Below are 21,631 nucleotides of genomic sequence, written 5' to 3' on the forward strand. Positions count from 1 at the left end.
AATATTAGGGTTTAAAAAGTTATATCAACTCCTGATAAAATAAATCTGCTGCGCGGATAAGCTGCATAATCTACACCAGGTGTTAAAGGATTTCGTCTTGTATTGGCTTCAGGATCATATCCGGAATATCCAGTAATGGTAAGTACATTATTCATGGTGAAATACAATCTGAAGTTAGTAAGACCTAACTGTTTAGTAAATTCTTTACTAAGAGAATATCCTATGGTTACATTGTTTAATCTTAAAAAGGATCCATCTTCGATAGCATATGAATGAAGGAAATAAGCTCCTGCCGGAGGTGTCCATCCTGTGGTATTAGCATTTAAAGCGGCTAATGCTGTAGGATCGTTTACTTTATTTCCTGCATCATCAAACCATCTCCATCGGTTAGCTACCTCTGCTAACATATTATTATCTCTATATAAATATTGCGTTGAATATTCAATTTTGTTGGCATTATATACTTTGTTGCCTACAGAAAAATTAAACAATAAACTCATATCCCAGTTTTTATACCGGAACGTCTGATTGAAACCTCCATAAAATTTTGGCTGAGCATTTCCCAGATCGGTCATATCTTTAGTGTCGATAACGCCGTCACCATTCAGGTCCTGAAGCTTCAGATCTCCCGGCTGTACTGCTTTTGCCCCATTCGCCACCGCAGCTGAACTTGCAATCCCTGATTTCAGGGTATAGGTAAGGGTAGCCGGATCATAGTTAAAATCACTTATTTCATATCTCCCGGCTGTCACATATCCCCAGTAAGTTCCTACAGGTTTCCCAACCTGTACCAGGAAGTCATTTAAATTATTTTGCCAACCTGAAGGATAGTAATAGTAGTTGGCGCTTGCAGAGGCACTATTTCCTAAACTTTTAATTGTGTTTTTGTTTGATGAGATATTCGCATCAATTTTCCACGTGAAATTTTTATTATTGATGATGGCACTTCCCACAGAAAATTCTATTCCTTTATTGGTAGTACTTCCTGAATTTTGATACTGATATTCATATCCTGAAGTCTGAGGAATTTTTGCTAAAAGAAGCAGGTCCTTTGTATCTGTTTGATAAAGATCTAGGGTACCATATACCTTTCCTTTAAATAGTCCAAAGTCTAGCCCAAGATTTTTTGAAGTAGCCGTTTCCCATTTTACATTTTTATTGGCCATAATATTACCCGTAGTGGCACCAGGGGTTACATTTGTCCCAAATGCATATCCATAGTCAGATGAGGTGATAAAAAAAGTGTCGTATAAAAACGAGCCAATTCTGTTGTTTCCGGATAAACCATATCCTAAACGTAGCTTCAAATCAGTAATGGTCTGGCTGTCTTTTAAGAATTTTTCTTCGCCAATTTTCCATGCGGCAGAAGCTGCAGGGAAATACCCCCATCTGTTGCCCGGTCCAAACACACTTGAGCCATCGGCTCTCATAGAAGCGGTTAAAATATATTTATTCTTATAAATATAATTGGCTCTGGTAAAGAATGAGGCTAACCGGTCTGGTACTCTTCCTGCTTTTGGGGCATCCTGTACCAAACCTGAAGGAGGAGCAGCAGCCTGAATGTTGGCAAATGCTTCCTGTGCTGAGATCGACTTTGGGAACCATTTAACATTGATTGCTAATGATTCTCCGTCCGTTTTCACAATCTCTTGCCCCACCAATACATCTAATTTGTGATTACCAAATGTTTTCTTATAATTCAAAGTATTGGTATTGGTAATTCTTCTTGTTTGAGTCTGGCTTAAGAACACGACCGGCTGATCGTTGTTTTGTCTTGCAAGGCTGGTTATAGGACCTGAAAACTGGTTGACATATTCATCCCTCTGTACATATCCGATTACACTTCTGAATGTAAAATCCTTACTGATTTTATAATCCACGGTTCCGTTGAGCATTAAATCATTTCTACCGTTTTCTTTGATTTCATTATTAGCTAAAAGAACAGGATTTACAAGGTTGGTCTCGTTGGCAAATAATGGATCAAAATCGTCTACATTTACTGTAGATCCTCCTTCAAACGGTTGATATCTTACAGCATTTCTTAATCTGTTGGTTCCCTGTGAGCCTGTAGAAGAGGTTCCTGCACCGAAAATCGTTTGCCTGCTGTATCTTGCATTCAATGTGAGACTTACTTTTTTCGAAAGATCATAGTCATATTTGAAATTGGCCATATTTCTCTTAAACCCGGAACCGATCATAATTCCGTCTTCCTGTACATTATTTAATGATAATGAGAAAGAAGAATTGTCAGACCCACCTGTAATAGAAAGATTATGGGTGAAGTTGAATGCCTCTCTTCCGAAAACTTCATCCTGCCAGTCTCTCTTTTTTATGTCTTTGTATTTAGACAGCTGATCATAAGTTCCATAACGGTTATTGAAAATTGTCTTATCTGTTTCAACACCATTTTTATAGTATTGTTCATACTGATATAGAACATACTGATACGGATCTAATACGTCAATCGTATTCTGAATTTTTCTTACCCCTAAAAATCCGTTATAGTTAATAGAAGTCTTTGCCTTTTTACGGCCTCCCTTTGTGGTAATCAGAACCACTCCGTTTGCTCCTCTGGCTCCGTAAATGTTCGTAGAAGATGCATCCTTTAAAACTTCAATAGACTCAATTTCTTTTGGTGATAAAATGGATAGTGCATTATCCATTTGAACTCCGTCTACAATATAGAGTGGGGCATTGCTCCCTGTAATAGAGTTTCCTCCTCGGATGACAATGTCCACATCTGCGCCGGGTGAACCTTCACTTAGCGAGACCTGTACTCCGGCCATTCTCCCCTGAATTGCTTCTGCAGCATTGGTAGAAGGCATATCTTTGATTGCATCTGCTTTTACAGAAGAAACCGCATTTGTTACATCTTTTTTGGAAACTTTTGTATAGCCTACCAAAACCACTTCGTCAATAGTGGTTTCTTTTTCCTTTTTTGGTTCTTTTTGTTGAGCCATTGCAAGGACAGGAAGTAGAAAAACAGTTAAATATAACCATTTTATCGATTGTACTTTTTTATCCATTTTGTATCCTTATAGTTTTAATTTTGGTTGAAAAGTTTTTTTCAATCCCTGTGTTTTTCTTGTGGATTTTGTAAGTATTTTCCTGTATTGTTTAGTAGTAAATATTTTTAAAAAATTTTACGCATTTAAATGTGCAATCGATTGCGTAATTTTTCATTATAAATATCTTGGCTTCTAAACTAATATTATTTTCCAATATGCAAAGAAAAAAATATTATTTTTTCATTAATTCGGATGTTTAAAATCTTAAAGTGAAGCTAACATTTGTTTGTTAATTTTATTTAAATTATTGATAATTAATTAATTGTGTTTTTGTTTTTGTTGTTTAATTATTTTCAAAAAAAAATTAAAAATTCTTCTGTTTAAAGTTTAAAAACTTAAAATTTGCTTAAAAAATTAGTCTTTTTGATCTTGAAAATTTCCCCAAAATTGATAGCCACGAAGAAAATTTTAGCAGTTTTCCTGATTTTTGTCATCTTTTTATAAGGTTGTTTTAAGCTTATTTTATACTTTATAAAAATTAAACTTATTATATATAATATAAATATTGAATAATACTATTTTTTATCAAATTAATATACTAGATTATCATTCATTTTTTTGGCATGATTTTATATATAATTAAGAGTTAAGTATGAATTTTGGTTAACATAAGACACTGAATTTTCTTAAAATATTTCTTATTTTCTTTCTTTTTATAATTTTATTTAATTGAAAACCATATTGTTATAAATTAGAATTAATTTTTTATTAACTAATTGAAGAATAATTATATATTTAACGACAAGTATTCCTATTATTTTTTAGTGTAATTTTATGCAATCGATTACGCAATGTTTAACAGGTTTTGATAAAACCGCAAAAGAAAAAGTATAAAGTAGTATGTCACAATCAGAATTTCGTTACGCCCATCATCCTGAAGATGTAAAAAAATATACCACTGAGGATCTTAGGAGGGAGTTTCTAATCCATGATTTATTTAATGAAGATAAGGTAAAATTAGTTTACTCTATGTACGACAGACTGATTGTAGGAGGTATCATGCCTTCAACACAGGCTTTAAAACTGGAACCTACACACGATTTGAAAGCTCAGTATTTCCTTGACAGAAGAGAATTGGGGATCATCAACGTTGGGGGTGCAGGAAAAGTTACAGTAGATGGAGAAGTATATGAGCTTGGAAACAAAGAGGCTTTATATATTGGTAAAGGAGCAAAAGAAGTAGTTTTTGAGAAAACAGGTGATGCACAGCCTTATTTTTACATCAACTCTGCTCCGGCGCACCATACTTATCCAAACAAAAAGATCACGAAGAACGAAGCTGAAATTGTAGAACTAGGTGAGGAGAAATATGCAAACAAGCGAACGATCAACAAATTGATTGTAAACTCCGTCTTAGAAACATGCCAGCTACAAATGGGAATGACGGAACTTCATCCGGGAAGCGTTTGGAATACAATGCCTGCGCATACTCATACAAGAAGAATGGAGGCTTATTTCTATTTTGATCTGGAAGAAGGACAAACGGTAAGCCACTTCATGGGACAGCCTCATGAAACGCGTCATATTTTTATGACCAACAGACAGGCGGTGTTGTCTCCGGAATGGTCGATCCACTCAGGAGTAGGAACTTCTAATTATACTTTTATCTGGGGTATGGCCGGGGAAAATATGGACTACGGCGATATGGATGGTATCAAAACTAACGAACTAAAGTAATTTTTTCTAATGAATTTATTTGATTTATCCGGCAAAGTAGCGGTTGTTACAGGCGGTACTCACGGGTTAGGAATGGCAATGGCAGAAGGTCTTGCCGCTGCAGGCGCTGAACTGGCGATCACAAGCACAACACCGTCAAAATTAGAGGAAGCTTTAAACTATTATCATTCCAAAGGATATAAAGCGACCGGGTATATTTTTGATGTAACGGATGAGCTAGAAGCCGCTCAGAAAGTAGCCTTAATGGAAGCTACACATGGAAAAATAGACATCCTTGTCAACAACGCAGGAATCATCAAACGTATTCCGGCGATTGATATGGAAGTAGAAGACTTTAGAAAAGTAATCGATGTAGATCTTACCGGACCTTTTATCATGTCCAAATTAGTAGGGAAATATATGATTAAAAGAAAATCCGGGAAGATCATCAACATTTGCTCAATGATGAGTGAGCTGGGTCGCGATAACGTAGTAGCGTATGCCTCTGCAAAAGGCGGTCTAAAAATGCTTACCAAAAACCTGGCGACGGAGTGGGCAAAACATAATATTCAGGTGAACGGAATTGGTCCCGGATATTTTGCGACTTCTCAAACAGAACCTATTCGAGTGGATGGAAATCCTTTTAACGATTTTATCATCAGCAGAACTCCGGAAGGAAGATGGGGAAATCCCGAAGATCTTGCAGGAACAGCTATTTTCTTAGCTTCAGAGGCAAGTAAGTTCATCAACGGACAGATTATTTACGTTGATGGAGGAATTCTGGCAACCATCGGGAAACCTGCTAATGAATAACAACAGAATTAGACTAGAATGAAACCTTTTATTACCGATAATTTTTTATTACAAAATAAATACGCTGAAGAATTATACTTCAAATACGCAGAAAAACAACCTATTATTGATTATCACAATCACTTGATTCCTAAAGATATTGCTGAAGACACTGTTTTTGAAAATATTTCAAAGGTTTGGATTGCCGGAGATCATTACAAATGGAGAGCAATGCGTACGATGGGCGTGAACGAAAAATTCATCACAGGAGATGCTTCAGACAAAGAAAAATTTGAAGCATGGGCAAAAACAGTTCCGTATACCTTAAGAAATCCTTTATATCACTGGACACATTTGGAATTGAAAAGATATTTCGGAATCGATGAATTGCTGAACGGAGACAATGCATCAGAAATTTACGATAATATTTCATCTCAGCTTCAGACTCCTGAAAAATCAACAAGAGGCTTACTAAAAATGATGAATGTAGAATCTCTGTGCACAACGGAAGATCCTACAGATATTTTGAACTACCATCAGGATTTGGCGAAAAGTGACTTCTCTATTAAAGTAAGTACGGCTTTCCGTCCTGATAAAGCGATTTTAATTGAAAACCACAACTTTGCAGATTATATAGCAAAATTGGGCGAATCTGCAGGAATTGAAATCAATTCTTACCAAACCTTGTGTGATGCTTTACTTAAAAGAATTGAATACTTCCACGAAAACGGATGCAGACTGTGCGATCACGGATTAAACAATATTTCTTTCGAAGAAGCTTCAGAAGCAGAAGTAAATGCAATTTTCACGGATAAGTTGGATGGAAAAGTTATTGCTGAAAAACAGGTTAACCAATTCAAAACAGCCATTTTATTATTTCTGGGTGAAGCTTACCATACATATGGCTGGGTTCAGCAATTCCACTTGGGAGCTTTGAGGAACAATAATGAAAGAATGCACAGAATCTTAGGACCGGATACCGGTTGGGATTCTATCGGTGACTTTGTTCAGGCTGAAACTTTGTCTAAATTGTTGAATACTTTAGACGGAAAAGATAAATTAACGAAAACCATTTTATATAACTTAAATCCTGCCGACAATGAAATTTTCGCGACGATGATCGGGAATTTCAACGACGGAAGCATCAAAGGAAAAGTACAGTTCGGTTCAGGATGGTGGTTTTTAGACCAAAAAGACGGAATGATCAAGCAGATGAATGCCCTTTCAAACATGGGATTGATCAGCTGTTTCGTTGGAATGTTGACGGATTCAAGAAGTTTCCTTTCTTTCCCAAGACACGAATATTTCAGAAGAGTATTGTGTAATCTTTTCGGAGAAGAAATGAAAAATGGTGAATTACCTGATGATATTGAACATGTTGGGAAAATAATTTCTGATATTTGTTATCACAATGCCAAAAATTATTTTGATTTTTAATTAAATAAAAACTCTCGCAGATTGCGCAAATTTGCAGATGATTATGCTTTAACAAATATCTGCGTGATCTGTACAATCTGCGAGAGATAAAATAAAATTTTAAACCATTAAGGAAATTAAGAAGTTAAGCCTCATTAAGTAAAATCAAATTGATTTTAAATAATTTTAAGGCAAAGCAACATTTAAACTCCTTAAATAAAACTTAATGGCTAAAATATCTGTATTAATAAGATCTTAGCTAAGTGAAACGCCTTTGTGAACTTAAAACATTGAGTAGTCGAAAAATCTTTGTGCACTTTGCGTTTAAAAACAGATATAAATTAAGAACATTTGCAAAAAAATGAGCAAAAAAATAGTTACATTCGGAGAAATCATCATGCGACTTTCGCCACCCGGGAACAGAACCATGAAGCAAAGCCATGAAATGGAATTCTTTTTCGGTGGGACGGAACTTAATGTAGCGTCTTCATTGGCAACAATGGGTTGTGATGTGAGACATATCAGCAGTGTTTCAGATGATTTTGTGGGAGACTCGGCACTTTCTTTTGTAAAAAGCTTCGGAATCGATACTCATTTTATTTCTAAAAATGAACATCCTTTAGGGCTGTACTTTTTAGAAGTAGGATCGTCGGTTCGTGCAAGTAGAATTGCTTACAACAGATTGAATGGTTCTTTTGCCAATATTCAACCTGAAAAAATTGACTGGAAAAAAGCACTTGAAGGTTGCCAATACTTTCATTGGACAGGAATTAGTCCCGGAATTTCCAAAGCAGCTTATAAAGCTTTAAAGGAAGGCTTACAAACAGCTCGTGAATTAAGAATTGAAGTGACAACTGATCCAGCTTACCGTTCCAATCTTTGGAAATATGGTAAAAATGGAAACGAAGTGTTGAAAGAATTGGTGGGTTATTCAACAATTTTCATCGGTGGAGTAAATGAAATTAACGAGATTTTAGGAACTCAGTTTTCATCGGATAAAGAAGGTTTCTTGGAAGCCTGCAAAGCACTAAAACAACAATGTCCTTCCATTCATAAAATTTTCGATAAAATCAGAATCGGAGTTACCGCAAGTTCTCAGCAAACGCAGGGAAGAGCATTAGTTAATGATGATTATTTTGAAACTGAATTGTTGGAAGTAAATCCTGTCGTTGACAGAATTGGAACTGGCGATGCTTTTGCTGCTGGACTAATTTATGGCTTGATCAATTTCGATGATGAAAAAGCATTGAATTTTGCCAATGCGGCTTGTGCCATAAAACATACCATTTTAGGAGATATCAATTATTGCAGTGCAGAAGACATTCTGGAGGTAATGCAGGGAAATTCGGGAGGAAGAATAAAAAGGTAGTTTGCTTCTGGCTATTTGCTTTTTGCAACTTGCTTATCATTCAAAACTAAGCGTTATGGACTTGGTTAAGTGAAACGCCTTTGCGTTGAAAATAAAGACCTTGAGGTATAGTATACAAAGGATGGATTGAATTCCATCAAAAATTATTTTTAAACAAGATAATTAAACAAAATGACAAAAATTCAAACCGTTACCAACGCCATCATTAATCAGGGAGTTTTACCTCTGTATTACAATGCTGATGAAACGGTAACTATAGAAATACTGAGATCACTTTACAAAGCCGGAATCCGTGCGGTGGAGTATACAAGCCGTGGTGAAGCTGCGTTACATAATTTCACCAAAATGGTAGAAGTTCGTAATGCAGAAATGCCAGAAATGCTTTTGGGAATAGGAACAATTAAAAATATTGCACAAGCAGAAGAATATTATAAAGCAGGTGCCGATTTTTTCATCAGTCCGGGTTTTGTTGCGGAAGTGGCAGAATTTCTGATTCCTAAAGATCTATTGTACAGTCCGGGTTGCATGACTCCGACTGAAATTATCGAAGCCGAAAATTCAGGAGTAACTTTCGTTAAATTATTCCCTGGAAATGCTTTAGGAACCGGATTCATGAGTGCGATAAAAGATGTTTTTCCCGATCTGAAATTTATGCCAACTGGAGGAGTTGATACTACAAAGGAAAGCATTGAAAGCTGGTTCAAGGCAGGAGTTTCTGCTGTAGGAATGGGAAGTAAGCTGGTAAGCAAAGAGCTGATGTTTGCTAAAGACTATGTGACTATTGAAAATGAAACTAAAAAAGTGCTGGAAATTATTCAGACTTTAAAATAATAACTCAATTCAAAAGATTAATATGAGTTCAGTTAAATCTATTAAACCAACGAATTTCAGATGGACCATCTGCGTATTGCTGTTCATTGCAACAACCATTAATTATCTGGATCGTCAGGTTTTATCGTTAACATGGAAAGATTTTATCGCCCCGGAATTTCACTGGAATAACAACGACTACGGAAATATCACGGCTTTATTCTCGATTTTTTATGCGATAGGAATGCTTTTCGCTGGAAAATTTGTGGATTGGATGGACACTAAGAAAGGTTTCCTCTGGGCAATCGGAATTTGGTCTATTGGTGCTGTTTTACACGCTTTTTGCGGAATTGCAACCTCTGGATTTCTTACGGGGAATTGGTTTGCGGGTTTTCACGGATCTAAAGAATTGATCGCAACGGTTTCCGATACGTCTGCAATTATCAGTACAAGTGTTTCACTATTTATTTTTGCACGTTTTGTATTGGCAATTGGAGAAGCTGGAAATTTCCCTGCAGCGATTAAAACTACGGCAGAATATTTTCCTAAAAAAGATAGGGCATTATCAACCAGTATCTGGAACGCAGGGGCGACAGTAGGAGCGTTGGCTGCTCCGATTACAATTCCTTTCATTGCAAAATCAATGGGATGGGAATGGGCTTTTATTATTATCGGAGCACTAGGATTTATATGGATGGGACTTTGGGTATTTTATTATAAAAAACCTCACGAGCACCATAAAGTTAATGAACATGAACTAACCTATATCCAGCAGGATCATGAAGAGATCCCGGCCGAAGAAAATGTGGTACCGGCTGAAGAAAGAAAGTTCTCTTTCAAAGAATGTTTCAGCCACAGACAGACTTGGGCATTTGCCTTTGGTAAATTTATGACAGATGGAGTCTGGTGGTTCTTTCTGTTCTGGACTCCGGCCTATTTAAGTTCGGTTTATAAAATGGATTCCACACAAAGTGCATTCCCGCTATTCGTTCTTTACATGATCACCTTATTGTCAATCATCGGAGGGTGGCTTCCAAAATATTTTGTGGAAAAGAAGGGAATGAATGCCTATTCAGGAAGAATGAAAGCGATGTTAATCTTCGCATTTTTCCCGCTATTGGCTTTGTTAGCCCAGCCTTTAGGTTCAACAACGTACTGGATTCCGGTTTTAATTATCGGTATTGCAGGTGCAGCGCATCAGGCCTGGTCGGCAAACATTTTCTCGACAGTTGGCGATATGTTCCCGAAAAAAGCGATTGCAACCATTACAGGAATCGGAGGTATGGCAGGTGGAATTGGCTCATTTATTATCAATAAATCTTCAGGTGTGCTATTCGATCACGCTCACAAAGCTTGGTCAACGGTAGATGGAATACCCTTACTGGAAAAATATCCGCAATACATCAACGAAAGATTACCTGATGGATTCTTCGAGCAATTGGAAAAATCAGGAGCAGTAGTTGTAGATGGAATTGATAAGGGATATATGATTATTTTCTCAATCTGTGCCGTAGCATACCTTATTGCATGGAGTGTAATGAAAACATTGGTTCCAAAATATAAAGTGATTAAATAATTTTAAACCATTAAGAAACATTTAAGGAGTTAAGAACTATTAAGAATTTACGAGCAAATTAAAGGCACAAGCTTAAGAAGTTTATTTCTCTTAAATCATCTTGATTCCTTAATAAAAATCTTAATGATTTAAATCAATATAGAAAATAAAATTGAATTAAAACTTTGTGATCTTATTTAAGTGAAATCGAAGATTCGACGTAGTCAAACACCTTTGCGAACTTAAAAATATACATCAAGTTTTAAAAAGAAAATCTTAGCATCCTTAGCGTTTAAAAACAACGCAACAATATTAGAAAAGATGGAAAATCAGATAAAACAAAAATTAAATCGTGAATTAAATAATTCTCAGGAAAAGCTTCCCATCAAAATTGTACAGTTTGGCGGCGGAAATTTTATGAGGGGATTCACAGATTATGTGATTGATAAATTAAACAAAGAAGCGGGATTCAATGCGGGAATTGTCAATGTACAGCCTACACAAGGCGGTTCAGTTCACAAACTGGAGGAGCAGGATAATTTATATACACTTTTCACAAGAGGAATTAAAAAAGGAGAAATTGTTGATGAAAAACAGGTGATTTCTGCCATACAGAAATCGATTAATCCTTATACAAACTATGATGAGTTTCTGGCACTGGCAAAAGAAGAAGAATTGGAATTTATCTTTTCCAATACAACAGAAACAGGAATTGCTTATGACGAAGTTGAAAATAATTATCAAGGACCACACAAGAATTTCCCTGCGAAATTAACGGTTTTATTGTACGAAAGATTTAAGCAATTCAATGCAGCTGCTGACAAAGGCTTAAGAATTATTCCTTGTGAACTTATTGAAGATAATGCATTTGTTCTAAGAGATATCATTATTAAATATGCACAGCTTTGGGATTTGGAAGATAGTTTTGTGCAATGGATTACACAAAATAATTATTTCCATAATACACTGGTTGATAGGATTGTACCGGGTTATCCGAAAGACGATGCTGAATCTTATGAAAATCAGCTTGATTACGAAGATCAGATGATGGTTGTTTCTGAAACATTCCTGCTTTGGGTGATTCAGGATGCCGGTAATTTAAAGGCAAGAATTCCTTTTGATCAAATTAACGAGCAGATTTTAGTAGTTGATGATATTCAGCCGTATCGTTTGAGGAAAGTAAGAATTCTTAATGGAGGCCACACCTTGATGTTGGCTCCGGCAGTTTTATCAGGTAAAGAAACTGTAAAAGAATCCATCGATGATGCTTTTATCGGTAAATTTTTAAGTGAAACCATTTTCAATGAAGTCAATCCAACTTTAGGGTTAGATATAAACGAACTGAAAGAGTTTGCGGAAGAAGTCTTTGACAGATTCAGAAATCCCTTCATTAAACATTATCAGGCAAGCATCGCTTTATATTTTGTTTCAAAATTTAAAGTGAGAGTTCTTCCGAGCTTGTTGGGATATATTGAAATTAATAAAAAATTACCGCTGAATTTGACGTTCTCTTTGGCGAGTTTAATCAGATTCTATAAGGGAAGTTTTGGTGAAAGATCCTTACCAATCAATGATGAAGAAGCCATTGTTGCTAAATTCAAAGAGATTTGGGCGAACGAAGATTACGAAAAGGTTGTGGAATTATTATTAAGCGAAACAACTTTTTGGGAAACAGACCTCACTAAGGTTGAAGGCCTGAAGGATGCAGTAGTAAAAGCTTTGTGGGAAATAGACCGTAATGGCGTAGAAACTGCATATAACAACTTTATACAATTTTATTCTTAGGAAATCATGCAAAAGAAAGTACTGAAAGTAAATCCTAAAGACAATGTTATCGTAGCATTGCAGGATTTGCATGCAGGAGAGTCGGTACATCTTGACGGTGCAGATTACACGATTCTCAAAGATATAAAAGCAAAACACAAATTCGCTGCTTTAGATTTTAAAGATGGTGACCACGTCATTATGTATGGGGTAATTGTAGGAAAGGCAAATCAGCCGATCAAAAAAGGTGAAGTAATTACTACCGAAAATGTAAAGCACCAAAGTGCAAAAGTAGAAGGAAAAACGGCTACTTTAGGCTGGACTCCTCCTAATGTAGAGAAATGGAAAGACCGTACCTTTATGGGGTATCACCGTGAAGACGGACAAGTTGGTACTGAAAACGTATGGCTGTTTTTTCCTTTGGTATTCTGTGAAAACAAGAATATCGAAACCCTGAAAGATATTTTTGAAAAAGAATTATTGCACGATAAAGCAAGCAAGCATCAACTGTTATTAAGATCGTTATTGAATGGCGGAACCGATGCTGATGTTGCGGTGGAAGAGGAAGAACAGGATACAAGAATATTTAAAAATATCGATGTAAGATTCATTACCCATCAAGGCGGTTGTGGCGGAATTCGTCAGGATGCCGAAGCATTGGGAAGATTATTTGCAGGATATGTGAACAATCCGAATGTTGCCGGTGCTACGGTTCTCAGCTTAGGCTGTCAGAATCTTCAGGTGCAGATTTTTATGGATGCGCTTCACGCGCTGGCTCCAAATAATAAAAAACCGATTGTTGTTTACGAACAGCAAAAGTCAGGTACCATAGATGAGATGCTTACAGGGGTTATTAAAGATTCTTATGAGGGCATTAAGAAAGCTAACGAAATAGAAAGAAAACCTGCATCCATCACTAAACTGAATATAGGTTTGGAATGTGGGGGGTCGGATGGTTTTTCCGGAATTTCTGCAAACCCTGTTTTAGGTGAAGTTTCCGATATTATGTCTGCGGTAGGAGGAACAACTATGTTGGCTGAATTTCCGGAGCTTTGCGGGGTAGAGCAGGAGCTGGTTAACCGTTGTGTTAATGATGAAGATGGAATAAAGTTCCTTAAGCTAATGAAAGATTTTGAAAAGTCAGTTGTAGCAGCAGGATCAGGTTTTGATATGAATCCATCGCCCGGAAACATTAAAGATGGTTTAATTACCGATGCGATGAAATCTGCAGGAGCTGCTAAAAAAGGTGGTGCTGCACCGATTGTGGAAGTTCTTGATTTTACAGAATACGCTACGAAGCCTGGACTTAATCTTTTGTGTACACCAGGAAATGATGCCGAATGTACAACAGCTTTAGCAGGATCGGGTGCTACTATTGTACTTTTTACAACAGGTCTTGGAACGCCGATGGGAAATCCGATTTCTCCTGTAATTAAAATTTCTTCCAATTCTGTTTTGGCAGAAAGAATGCCGGATATTATAGATTTTAATGCCGGTACTGTAATCACAGGAGAAAAAACAATTCCGGAAGCTGCAGACGAACTTCTTGAATTGATCATTAAAGTAGCAAGCGGCGAGGTAAAAACCAAAGCTGACCAACTCAATCAGAATGACTTCATTCCATGGAGACGAGGTGTCTCACTGTAGTGGATTATTATATTAAATATTAGGGTTGAAAATGCTTCTTACGCTTTTGTAAGGAGCATTTTCTTTCTTTGATGATTAAAAAATTTCATAAAATCGAATATAAAACTACGGTATATCGTTAATTTAAATATTAAGAATTTCAATAAGCTGTTGACAGTTAGGGTTTTGTAATTCACGCATAATTGTTGATAACACATATTTATATTTTTAAATAATAATTATGAGTACTAAAGAATTTAAAACGTTTAATATGCCTTGGGAAAAGGTATATGGATATGTACAATCCGTAAAAAATGGTAATACAGTATGGATTTCCGGACAGTTGGGGCATGACATGGATGGCAATCTTACAGATGGGATGGAAAACCAGTTCAGGCAGTCGTATAGGAATATTGAAAAGCTTTTAGCTGAATATGAATTGGGCGCTGGAAATGTTGTGGAAGAAGTAATTTATGTGACAGATATGAAAGAAGGTTTCGAAAGCAGAAAAATAACAGGGAAAGAATTTTATGGTGAAGAATGTATTGTGGCAAGTACCATTATAGGAGTAACAGAATTGGCACTTCCAGGTCAGAAAGTAGAAATTAAAATTGTTGCTAAAAGTTAACTTCGCAGATTAAACACAGAATCCGCAAAATTGTAAATCTTGCGGATTCTGTAATCATTAGAACTACTTCCGTTTCGAAGATTTCCTAATATAAATCTGCGGTTTTAAAACCACTTTTTTCTCGATAGAAACACCAGAAGAATTGTCTTTAATATGGTCTAAAAAGACTTGTCCTGCCATTTGTCCCATCGTAACGGGAGTTTGGTCAACTGAGCTTATCGGAAGTTCCATAAACTGGGTGAAAGGTTCATTAGAAAAACCGATAACAGCTACTTCTTCCGGGATTTTTATTTTACGCTTTTTCAATTCCTGACAGGCGCCTAATGCGGCAAAATCACTCGAAGAAAAAATAGCATCCGGAACCGATTTTTTGCTCCAGAGTTTCTTTATCGCTTCAATACCTGCATCAATAGAACTTCCCGTAGATATGATGTTATCTTCGTTTACGGGTAAATGATGATCAAGTAAAGCCTGTTTGTAGCCATTTAAACGGTTCTGATAAATTTCCAGGTTGAGATCCCCTGAAAAATGGCAGATGTTTTTGTAGCCTTCCTTGATGAGGTGTTCAGTGGCCATATAACCTCCTCTGTAATCATCTATAGTTACCGTACTGATCCCCGGAATATCTTTCTTACGGTCAAAAAATATGATCGGAGTGTTGGAAGTGTTTAAAATATGCTGAATATGCTCTGTATCCACAGTAGTTCTGGAAACAGACATGAAAATTCCGTCAACCTGAGCATTGAGCAAGGTATTCAAATGCCTTTTTTCAATATTGACGTCTTCATGGCTCTGACAGATAATGACATGATAGCCATAAGTAGAAAGTTCTTCTTCAATACCGCGAATAACCGATGAAAAAAAATTGGTGTTTACAAACGGAACAATGATTCCTACATTTTTGGTTTCCCCGCTTTTTAATGCCTTGGCAAGATTATTTTGCTTGTAGTTCATTTCCTTTGCAGTTTTTACTACAAGTTCTTTCGTTGCCTGGCTGATTCTCGGATGATTGTTTAATGCCCTTGAAACGGTTGCTACACTTATGTTTAGCTTTTTTGAGATGTCATAAATAGTGGCATTTTTCTTTGTCATAGGTATTCTGGACTAACGTTAAATTTTCCTTCCATACTCCTTTCAGAATAGACGTAAATTTAATCAAATTAATGATACCGATAGCCGAAAAACTGCTTTTTTCTTATTTTTTATAAAGAGCAATCTTTCTTTCAGGATATTCAGTTTTTAAAACAATTTTATCATCCTTAATAGTGACAATTTTGAATAACCTGTTAGAAGTATCTTCCAGTCCAGGACCCTCATACAATAAAGTCAGAACATCGTTCCCGATTTGATAGCTTCCTGTAGTAATTGTTGTAATATCAAATGAGAAGGTCTCTTTAAACTTGTTCCCCTCCAAAATGTGTAAACAGTATTTTTCAGTTTTTGTACAATATTTACCGGGTTTAAATTCTTTTGTTTGTGAGAATAGGAGATTGGAGCTGAAAACTGAAAAAACAAGAAGGCAAAAAAGTAGTGTTTTTTTCATATGCTAATGGTCTGTTTTAAATAATCTTCAAGTTTAAGAATTTTCTTTTAAAAATTTGAGAAATAATTTGAGAAATTAATAAAAAATGGCATCAGATTTTTAGTACTTCTCATTCAACTTTGTATAGAATATTTAAATAGTTTTGTTATTTATAAAAAATTTTTGATGACCATAAAATTGCGGGGAAAGTATTAGATGCTTTTTTAATTTTAATATTTTTTCAGGAAGTCTTTTTTCGTAGCATCAGCTTTCTAAATTTAATGAAAATAGATTTGTAATATTGGTTAATTTTTATTGAAATGGCTTATCCGCTTCAAAAGGAAATACGCTCGTTATTTTCGATTCTGAAGCCAATTTTTATACTGACGCCTGAAAATAACTTCACATAAAGTATGGACAACAGAAATCGAGGAAAGAACACAGGAGATGATACATTATTCGGTTCGCAAAAGCAGAGGGAAAAATTAACATCAGCAGTTCAGGATATGCACTATCTATTGAGCCGTGGTTATGCTGAAAAGGCGTCTGCTGAATTGGTAGGAAACAGATATAGACTGAAAACCCGCCAGATTCAGTCAGTTCGTGGAGCTTCCGCTTCTATTACTCAAATTCAAAACAGAAATTTAAAACAGCTGAATGTTTCAGATCTTCAGGATAAAGTCGTTTACCTGGATGGTTTCAATGTTTTGATCTTACTTGAAAGTTTGCTTTCAGAGGCATATATTTTTGAAGGTTTAGACGGTTGTTTTCGCGACCTTTCTGAAGTTCACGGAACTTATAAAAGGGTAAATCAGACCTGTTCCGCAATAGAATTAGTTGCTGAATTTTACCGGAATTCAGGAGTTCAAAAGGTGATCTGGATATTTGATAAACCGGTTTCCAACAGTGGCAGAATTAAACAAATGATTCTGGACTTTGCTTTGGAAAATAATATGAAATGGGAAATAGATTTAGAATTCAATCCGGATAAGTTTTTGGTGGAGAATGCTGAAATCGTGGTGTCTTCTGATGCATGGATTTTAGATCATTGTAAAAACTGGTTCAATCTTATTCAATATCTGATTGACAAAGAAAAGCTTTCCGTTAATCTTGTAAAACTGCTTGAAGAATGAATCTTTTTGAAAAATATATCCCATTATTTTCTGAGGCATGGAAGGGAAAATATCACGCCATTTTTGAAGCAGAGCATTTGGAAGCTTTGCAAGACAATATTCAGAATTTTCAACATAAAATTTCAGATTGGGAACTTCCTTATTTTAGTGAAGAAATAAAAGTAAATAGAGAGGAAAGTTTTAATTTGTTTTTAAGCATTTTCAACAGTGAAGAGCCGGACGAAATTAAAGCTCAAAAAGTGGAAGAAATACCTTTCGGACATTGGCTGAATATTTTAGGGCAAAGACTAACTTCTGCGAGTATTCGCGATGAAAAAGCAATTCCTCCTCCGAGAAAAGTGCTGATTGAAGCCTGCCAAAAATCGTTTAATGAAGAAATAACCATCGCTCAGAGAGCTTGGGAAAAACATGTGGGGAGAATGGAAGATCAGTTTTGGGGCGAAGTAAAAGGAAACAACCGGCAGAAACAGGAAAAGGTAATGGAGAAAATTAATTTCATCTTAGATAACAAAACCTGGTGGAATGTCTTCTTTCATTACAAACATGAGCTGGTGTTTGAAGTTCGGGAAAAAGGCGGACACGGAATCCGCTGGAGTCATGGCGGAAAGCATTTAATTGGCTTTCTTGAAGTTTTTATTAATGAATAAATAAAGTACGAAGAAAGATTGCGTACCTGTTGTGAATATTTGCGGTTTAAAAAGTTAAAAAATGAACACATTTATCGACATTGGTATAAATCTTACCAATAAACAGTTTTACAATGAACACGAAGAAATTGTCAATAGAGCTCTTGACAACGGAGTAGAGCAAATGATTCTCACAGGAACAAGTGTTCGTGGCAGTAAAGAATCTGCGGCGATTGCTGAAGATTATCCTGAGATTTTATTTTCAACAGCGGGAATTCATCCTCATGATGCAAAATCTTTTACTCATGAAAGTATCAACGAGCTCAGGAATTTATTAAAACAAGATCATGTTGTTTCCGTCGGGGAATGCGGACTGGATTTTGACAGGGATTTTTCTCCAAGACCTGTTCAGGAAAAATGCTATCGTGCTCAATTGGAATTGGCCATAGAAGTAAATAAACCTCTTTTTCTTCATGAAAGATCGGCTTTCAAAAGGTTTAATGAGATTACAGACGAATATCTTCCTAAACTTCCAAAAGCAGTCGTTCATTGTTTCACGGGAACTTTAAATGAAGCAAAAATATATTTGGATAAAGGATTTTATTTAGGATTTACCGGAGCAATCAGCGATCAGAACAGATTTAAACGCCTGGAAGAGGTTATTAAATATGTTCCTCTCGATCGTATGATGATTGAAACCGATGCGCCATTCATGCTGCCGAAAAATATGCCGAGAATGCAGAATCGCAGAAATGAGCCGGGATTTTTGCCTTACGTTGCCCAGACCATCGTGGATCTAAAGAAAATCAGTATTTCAGAAGTCGCCAGTGAAACGACAGAAGTCGCCAGGAATTTTTTCAGGATATAAAAAAGAGTTTTACAGATGAAGTAAAACTCTTTTTTTTATTTTCAAGCAATCAATTTATTTGTTTGCTTTCTAAGATTTATCAGTAATCTTTACTTTTTATAAGCTTTTAATGGCAGATTCCAAAGCAAGCTCCATCATTGGTTTCAAAGCTGTTTCCCTTTCATCAGCAGAGATTTTCTCATGAGTCGGGATAATATCGGTTACCGTAAGAATGGTTGCTGCATTTTTTCCTAAATATTGAGCATTGGCGAACAATCCAAATGCTTCCATTTCTACTGCCGGACAGTTGTATTTTGTAGCAATAGCAGGAACAGCAGGATCTTTTCTGTAGAAAATATCACTACTGTGAACGTTGATTGCTTTTGGGGTTAAAGATAATTCCTTAGCAGTTGTATTGATGGTGTTAAAAATATTTCCCTGGTGAGAAAGAATTTCATCTTCAATTTCCCAGGCAAATTTGGCGTAGGTACTTTCACTCGCTGCCTTTTCAACGTTTAAGATATCAAAAGTTTTCAGGTCTGTTGTGTAAGCCCCACAGGTTCCGATTCTGATGATTGTATCCACCTCATATTCCGTAAACAGTTCGAAAGAATAAATTCCAATACTTGGGAATCCCATTCCACTAGCACCTACAGTGATTTCTTTGCCCTTGTAAAAACCTGTATAATAAAAAATGCCTCTCGTTTTGCTTACTAATTTTGCATTTTCCAGATAGTTTTCAGCAATATATTGTGCGCGAAGCGGATCTCCCGGCTGCAACACGACTTTAGCAATTTCTCCTTTTTTTGCACTAATGTGAATACTCATAATTTTATTTTGAAGCTGCAAATATAACAAATATGTGAATAGAGAATTGTTAATTTAGTGTTTCAAGAATTTTTTTTAATTAGATAATACTCTTTAGGTAAAATTTATTAATGAAGGCTTTTTAAAGTATTTAGGGAAAGTTGTCAACACGAATTTAAATTTATTCACAATATTTATTTCAATAGTTTTGTTTATTGAAATAAGATTAAACAAAAATTAATATAAAATAAAGATTACATGAAAATAGAACACGTAGCTTTTTGGGTAAAGGATTTAGAGAAGATGAGAAGCTTTTATGAAAAATATTTTGGCGCAATTTCCAATGAAAAATATCGTAATCCTGTAAAAAATTTTGAATCTTATTTCCTAAGTTTTGAAAACGGAAGCAGACTGGAAATCATGACAAGACCGGATATTCAGGAGGGAAACAATTCTTTTGAAGCTCAGAAATTCGGAATTATTCATCTTGCATTTTCTACAGGAAGCAAGGAAAAGGTGGATGAATTAACTGAAATACTTAGAAATGACGGCTACAAAGTGACCGGAGAACCCAGAACTTCGGGTGATGGCTACTACGAAAGCGTAATTCTCGATCCTGAAAACAATATCATTGAGATTATAAAATAGTTCTAGTTCTCAGTAGGCTTATTACTTGGCTCGGCTCAGATCGAAGATCTGAGCCGAGCTTTATTGGCCGTATTCATTTTCTGTCGTTTTAATCTTTATCAAGAAAAATAGTATTTAATTCTTAATCATTGAATTAAAAATTTTATTCTCAGAGAAATAATTATATTTTTGTTTATAATGGAAACCAAATCTCCTTTTTTAGATACTTTATTTCTGCTCCGGAAAGAAGAATGCATCACCATTTTTGCGGATGTAAAACAAATTTCATTAAAGGAGGAACAGGAAGCGGCAGAATATTTTGAAACCGAATTTGAAAAAGAAAGACTGGAGTTCTTATCTGATCAGATTCCGTTTGAAAAAGAAGCCGCAGTTTGGGCGGCGAAAATCCTGTATTATAGCGTTCAGCTTTATCTGGTTAGGGAAAATGCAGCCAAAGATCTTGCTAAATTGATTCCGGAGTTTAACGGGAAACTTAATCTTTCTGCAAAGCTATCTGCAGATCTTTCATTAAGATTTTTACCGCAGATTGTGGTCGCTCTGAAAAATGTAGATACAGATGATCCTCTGATCGCATTACTTGAAAATATTTTAAAACAATTCCATTATTCTGGGATTGAAGCAGACATAGAGGTGGAACATCTGAACTGGGAAGAAGAGCTGAAAGATACAACCTACAGAAAACTCTATCTTGAAAGAATTGTAGACAATAAAGTATACAGACTGGCGGAAATTCCTTATATCAATAAATTGCTGAATGCAGAATTTGGTTGGTATAAAAATGCTTTCTGGAAAGAATTAAAAATAAATAAAACACAAGAAAATGAGCCAAGAGACAGTATTTGATTTTGTAAAAGACCCCACCAAAGAAAATTTTCTGAAATCCAGAGAATTAATTATAACCAATCCGGATTATGATCCCTATTCTGATGACTTAGAGATCATGGAAAAGATGTTTGAGAATAAGGAATATGATAAGCTTAATTATTATGTTACCATTAACGTATTACTAAGTCCCAGAGCACATTTTATAAAATACTTTTCTTTAAAGCAGGTTGGAAATACAAAAGCGGCAGAAAGTATCATGTTCATTTGTCATAATATTTTAAGCTGTATAGAGAAAACGGGAGATGGAACCCTGCAGAATCCATATATCGTCACTAGAGTTTCTGATGAAAAAGATTTTTTGCAGCTTCATTTGAGAAAAAAATATACTCAACAAAGGTTGATGAAATATGAAGACAGATATTTAGATGTCCTAACATTAGAGGATGGCTCAGAAATATATTTCGATATTACCGTTCCTTATGAGAGAATTGCTTTTTCATTAAAAAAGAGAAATGAAGGGGAATAAAGAAGAGCAAAAG

General features: G+C 35.7%; 19 protein-coding genes. 15 read left to right on the top strand and 4 right to left on the bottom strand.

The features are described 5' to 3' along the window. Nucleotides 1–11 precede the first annotated feature (11 nt). Nucleotides 12–3,026 carry a SusC/RagA family TonB-linked outer membrane protein gene (locus MKS83_RS17545; protein WP_240580682.1) on the bottom strand — a complete coding sequence of 1,005 codons (3,015 nt, stop codon included), beginning with the start codon at nucleotides 3,024–3,026 and terminating at the stop codon, nucleotides 12–14. A gap of 882 nt (nucleotides 3,027–3,908) precedes the next feature. On the opposite strand from MKS83_RS17545, the gene kduI reads away from it, so the two are divergent. From kduI to MKS83_RS17590, 9 genes are all read left to right on the top strand, one after another. Beyond that, nucleotides 3,909–4,745, top strand: a complete 837-nt coding sequence (gene kduI, locus MKS83_RS17550) for a 5-dehydro-4-deoxy-D-glucuronate isomerase (protein ID WP_240580683.1) — start codon at nucleotides 3,909–3,911, stop codon at nucleotides 4,743–4,745. 9 nt (nucleotides 4,746–4,754) lie between these two features. After that, nucleotides 4,755–5,537: a gluconate 5-dehydrogenase gene (locus MKS83_RS17555; protein WP_240580684.1), complete on the top strand. Its 783-nt coding sequence runs from the start codon at nucleotides 4,755–4,757 to the stop codon at nucleotides 5,535–5,537. 18 nt (nucleotides 5,538–5,555) lie between these two features. Continuing rightward, nucleotides 5,556–6,953 (top strand): glucuronate isomerase, encoded by a 1,398-nt coding sequence (uxaC, locus tag MKS83_RS17560; protein ID WP_240580685.1) that lies wholly within the window; start codon nucleotides 5,556–5,558, stop codon nucleotides 6,951–6,953. A gap of 340 nt (nucleotides 6,954–7,293) precedes the next feature. Further along, nucleotides 7,294–8,301: a sugar kinase gene (locus MKS83_RS17565; protein WP_240580686.1), complete on the top strand. Its 1,008-nt coding sequence runs from the start codon at nucleotides 7,294–7,296 to the stop codon at nucleotides 8,299–8,301. A 171-nt stretch (nucleotides 8,302–8,472) separates the two neighbouring features. After that, the gene (locus MKS83_RS17570) at nucleotides 8,473–9,132 is read left to right on the top strand and encodes a bifunctional 4-hydroxy-2-oxoglutarate aldolase/2-dehydro-3-deoxy-phosphogluconate aldolase (RefSeq protein ID WP_240580687.1); all 660 of its coding nucleotides are present in this window, start codon (nucleotides 8,473–8,475) and stop codon (nucleotides 9,130–9,132) included. Between the two features lie 22 nt (nucleotides 9,133–9,154). After that, nucleotides 9,155–10,687, top strand: coding sequence for an MFS transporter (locus tag MKS83_RS17575; RefSeq protein ID WP_100378354.1), 1,533 nt, complete (start codon nucleotides 9,155–9,157; stop codon nucleotides 10,685–10,687). Nucleotides 10,688–10,987: 300 nt separating this feature from the next. Then, nucleotides 10,988–12,451, top strand: a complete 1,464-nt coding sequence (locus tag MKS83_RS17580; protein WP_240580688.1) for a tagaturonate reductase — start codon at nucleotides 10,988–10,990, stop codon at nucleotides 12,449–12,451. A gap of 6 nt (nucleotides 12,452–12,457) precedes the next feature. After that, the gene (locus MKS83_RS17585; RefSeq protein WP_240580689.1) at nucleotides 12,458–14,077 is read left to right on the top strand and encodes a UxaA family hydrolase; all 1,620 of its coding nucleotides are present in this window, start codon (nucleotides 12,458–12,460) and stop codon (nucleotides 14,075–14,077) included. A gap of 220 nt (nucleotides 14,078–14,297) precedes the next feature. After that, nucleotides 14,298–14,684 (top strand): Rid family hydrolase, encoded by a 387-nt coding sequence (locus MKS83_RS17590; RefSeq protein ID WP_240580690.1) that lies wholly within the window; start codon nucleotides 14,298–14,300, stop codon nucleotides 14,682–14,684. Between the two features lie 63 nt (nucleotides 14,685–14,747). Here MKS83_RS17590 and MKS83_RS17595 read toward each other — a convergent pair whose 3' ends face one another. Next, the gene (locus MKS83_RS17595; protein WP_100378358.1) at nucleotides 14,748–15,776 is read right to left on the bottom strand and encodes a LacI family DNA-binding transcriptional regulator; all 1,029 of its coding nucleotides are present in this window, start codon (nucleotides 15,774–15,776) and stop codon (nucleotides 14,748–14,750) included. A gap of 103 nt (nucleotides 15,777–15,879) precedes the next feature. After that, complete coding sequence (locus MKS83_RS17600; protein ID WP_240580691.1) at nucleotides 15,880–16,227, bottom strand: hypothetical protein; 348 nt, start codon at nucleotides 16,225–16,227, stop codon at nucleotides 15,880–15,882. A 392-nt stretch (nucleotides 16,228–16,619) separates the two neighbouring features. On the opposite strand from MKS83_RS17600, the gene MKS83_RS17605 reads away from it, so the two are divergent. The 3 genes from MKS83_RS17605 to MKS83_RS17615 all read left to right on the top strand — a co-directional run bounded on the left by MKS83_RS17605 (nucleotide 16,620) and on the right by MKS83_RS17615 (nucleotide 18,833). Further along, entirely contained in the window at nucleotides 16,620–17,339 is a 720-nt protein-coding gene (locus MKS83_RS17605) for a DUF434 domain-containing protein (protein WP_240580692.1), read from the top strand. Continuing rightward, a complete protein-coding gene (locus MKS83_RS17610) occupies nucleotides 17,336–17,986 on the top strand; it encodes a hypothetical protein (protein ID WP_240580693.1) in 651 nt (216 codons plus the stop codon). Before MKS83_RS17605 ends, MKS83_RS17610 begins: the two co-directional genes overlap by 4 nt. Before the next feature lie 61 nt (nucleotides 17,987–18,047). Further along, nucleotides 18,048–18,833, top strand: a complete 786-nt coding sequence (locus MKS83_RS17615) for a TatD family hydrolase (protein ID WP_240580694.1) — start codon at nucleotides 18,048–18,050, stop codon at nucleotides 18,831–18,833. Nucleotides 18,834–18,929: 96 nt separating this feature from the next. On the opposite strand, the gene deoD is transcribed toward MKS83_RS17615, so the two are convergent. Next, nucleotides 18,930–19,640 carry a purine-nucleoside phosphorylase gene (deoD, locus tag MKS83_RS17620; protein ID WP_240580695.1) on the bottom strand — a complete coding sequence of 237 codons (711 nt, stop codon included), beginning with the start codon at nucleotides 19,638–19,640 and terminating at the stop codon, nucleotides 18,930–18,932. A 237-nt stretch (nucleotides 19,641–19,877) separates the two neighbouring features. Between deoD and MKS83_RS17625 the strand changes: the two genes are divergently transcribed. The 3 genes from MKS83_RS17625 (at nucleotide 19,878) to MKS83_RS17635 (ending at nucleotide 21,618) form a co-directional block, all read left to right on the top strand. Further along, entirely contained in the window at nucleotides 19,878–20,267 is a 390-nt protein-coding gene (locus tag MKS83_RS17625; RefSeq protein ID WP_240580696.1) for a VOC family protein, read from the top strand. Nucleotides 20,268–20,444: 177 nt separating this feature from the next. Further along, a complete protein-coding gene (locus tag MKS83_RS17630) occupies nucleotides 20,445–21,110 on the top strand; it encodes a hypothetical protein (RefSeq protein ID WP_240580697.1) in 666 nt (221 codons plus the stop codon). Further along, nucleotides 21,088–21,618 carry a DUF4919 domain-containing protein gene (locus MKS83_RS17635; protein WP_240580698.1) on the top strand — a complete coding sequence of 177 codons (531 nt, stop codon included), beginning with the start codon at nucleotides 21,088–21,090 and terminating at the stop codon, nucleotides 21,616–21,618. The genes MKS83_RS17630 and MKS83_RS17635 overlap by 23 nt, the downstream gene beginning before the upstream one ends. Nucleotides 21,619–21,631 lie beyond the last annotated feature (13 nt).

It is taken from the genome of Chryseobacterium sp. Y16C, assembly GCF_022488405.1.
In the GTDB taxonomy this organism is placed as follows: Bacteria; Bacteroidota; Bacteroidia; order Flavobacteriales; family Weeksellaceae; genus Chryseobacterium; species Chryseobacterium geocarposphaerae.

Excerpts from the sequence above, each read along its gene's own strand:
- MKS83_RS17545 (WP_240580682.1), bottom strand. The coding sequence starts at position 3,026 with ATGGATAAAAAAGTACAATCGATAAAATGGTTATATTTAACTGTTTTT.
- MKS83_RS17575 (WP_100378354.1), top strand. The coding sequence starts at position 9,155 with ATGAGTTCAGTTAAATCTATTAAACCAACGAATTTCAGATGGACCATC.
- MKS83_RS17610 (WP_240580693.1), top strand. The coding sequence starts at position 17,336 with ATGAATCTTTTTGAAAAATATATCCCATTATTTTCTGAGGCATGGAAG.
- MKS83_RS17625 (WP_240580696.1), top strand. The coding sequence starts at position 19,878 with ATGAAAATAGAACACGTAGCTTTTTGGGTAAAGGATTTAGAGAAGATG.
- MKS83_RS17595 (WP_100378358.1), bottom strand. The coding sequence starts at position 15,776 with ATGACAAAGAAAAATGCCACTATTTATGACATCTCAAAAAAGCTAAAC.
- MKS83_RS17615 (WP_240580694.1), top strand. The coding sequence starts at position 18,048 with ATGAACACATTTATCGACATTGGTATAAATCTTACCAATAAACAGTTT.
- uxaC (WP_240580685.1), top strand. The coding sequence starts at position 5,556 with ATGAAACCTTTTATTACCGATAATTTTTTATTACAAAATAAATACGCT.
- kduI (WP_240580683.1), top strand. The coding sequence starts at position 3,909 with ATGTCACAATCAGAATTTCGTTACGCCCATCATCCTGAAGATGTAAAA.
- MKS83_RS17600 (WP_240580691.1), bottom strand. The coding sequence starts at position 16,227 with ATGAAAAAAACACTACTTTTTTGCCTTCTTGTTTTTTCAGTTTTCAGC.
- MKS83_RS17585 (WP_240580689.1), top strand. The coding sequence starts at position 12,458 with ATGCAAAAGAAAGTACTGAAAGTAAATCCTAAAGACAATGTTATCGTA.
- MKS83_RS17555 (WP_240580684.1), top strand. The coding sequence starts at position 4,755 with ATGAATTTATTTGATTTATCCGGCAAAGTAGCGGTTGTTACAGGCGGT.
- MKS83_RS17580 (WP_240580688.1), top strand. The coding sequence starts at position 10,988 with ATGGAAAATCAGATAAAACAAAAATTAAATCGTGAATTAAATAATTCT.
- MKS83_RS17605 (WP_240580692.1), top strand. The coding sequence starts at position 16,620 with ATGGACAACAGAAATCGAGGAAAGAACACAGGAGATGATACATTATTC.
- MKS83_RS17590 (WP_240580690.1), top strand. The coding sequence starts at position 14,298 with ATGAGTACTAAAGAATTTAAAACGTTTAATATGCCTTGGGAAAAGGTA.
- MKS83_RS17635 (WP_240580698.1), top strand. The coding sequence starts at position 21,088 with ATGAGCCAAGAGACAGTATTTGATTTTGTAAAAGACCCCACCAAAGAA.
- deoD (WP_240580695.1), bottom strand. The coding sequence starts at position 19,640 with ATGAGTATTCACATTAGTGCAAAAAAAGGAGAAATTGCTAAAGTCGTG.
- MKS83_RS17630 (WP_240580697.1), top strand. The coding sequence starts at position 20,445 with ATGGAAACCAAATCTCCTTTTTTAGATACTTTATTTCTGCTCCGGAAA.
- MKS83_RS17565 (WP_240580686.1), top strand. The coding sequence starts at position 7,294 with ATGAGCAAAAAAATAGTTACATTCGGAGAAATCATCATGCGACTTTCG.
- MKS83_RS17570 (WP_240580687.1), top strand. The coding sequence starts at position 8,473 with ATGACAAAAATTCAAACCGTTACCAACGCCATCATTAATCAGGGAGTT.